At 60.5% G+C, this 942-nt stretch carries 1 protein-coding gene; it reads right to left on the bottom strand.

The window, feature by feature from the left end; all coding sequences use genetic code 11:
* Positions 1-85: 85 nt before the first annotated feature.
* Positions 86-874, bottom strand: a complete 789-nt coding sequence (gene istB, locus VSR82_RS39830) for an IS21-like element helper ATPase IstB (protein ID WP_498858908.1) — start codon at positions 872-874, stop codon at positions 86-88.
* Between the last annotated feature and the right edge of the window lie 68 nt (positions 875-942).

Raw genomic sequence — 942 nt, 5'->3', positions numbered from 1 at the left:
TGTCACGGATCGGCGTAATCGAGCCGGGGATGATCGGCGTAATGAGGCCACCTGGAATGGCCCCGAAACGCGATTTCGAAGGGACTCAAGAATGCGTTTTTTTGCCTGATTTGGCAACCGCGTTTTCGCCGTTTTCGGGCATCGGTTTCGGCTTGCGGAAGCTCTCACCCTCAATGACGACACGGTAGGCGCCATGCCGTAGCCGATCGAGCGTGGCAGCACCGAGGATGCGGTTGTCGGGGAACGCGTCTCCCCATTCGCTGAAGTCGAGATTTGACGTCAGGATCGTCGCCGCGCGCTCATACCTGGCGGCTATCAGGTCATGGAAGTCTTCGTCGTGGGGCGCACGAAGAGGTTTGAGTGCGAAGTCATCAACGATCAGCACCGGCACGCGCACAAACTGCTGGAGCTTGCGTTCATAGAGTTCGGTCGCCCTTGCTGCATGCAGCTTCTTGAGCAATCCGGTTTGCGTAATGAACAGGACATCACGGCCCTGACGCGCGGCGCAGTGGCCCAACGCCTGCGCGAGATGCGACTTGCCAACGCCGGTTTGGCCGACCATCAGCACGCAGACCTTCTCGTCGATGTAGCGGCCGGTGGCGAGATCATGGATGTGAGCGCGGTTGAGTTTGGGCACGCGGTCGAAGTCGAAGTTCTCGAGGGTCTTGCCGAGGGCGAAGCCAGCGCGGGCGAGCCGCACGCCGAGCTTCTTCTGCTCTCGCCGTGCGACCTCGTCGTGCAACAGCATGGAGAGGAAATCCGTGTAGGCAAGTTGCCCGTCGATGGCCTGACGGTTGCGTTGCTCGAGCGAGTCGAGGATGCCCGAGAGGCGCAACTGCTTGAGGATCGTGTTCAGTTCTGGACTGGGATGCATGGGCGTTCAATGGATCAGAAGGGAATGGAGGTCACGGCCGAAGCGGCCGCCGTTCAGATAGGTGTCGG

The sequence above is a fragment of the Burkholderia sp. JPY481 genome, assembly GCF_038900515.1.
Lineage (GTDB): Bacteria > Pseudomonadota > Gammaproteobacteria > Burkholderiales > Burkholderiaceae > Paraburkholderia > Paraburkholderia youngii.
The sequence above is the reverse complement of the archived record's forward strand: the minus strand, read 5'-3'. Positions and strand labels throughout refer to the sequence as shown.

Excerpts from the sequence above, each read along its gene's own strand:
- istB (WP_498858908.1), bottom strand. The coding sequence starts at position 874 with ATGCATCCCAGTCCAGAACTGAACACGATCCTCAAGCAGTTGCGCCTC.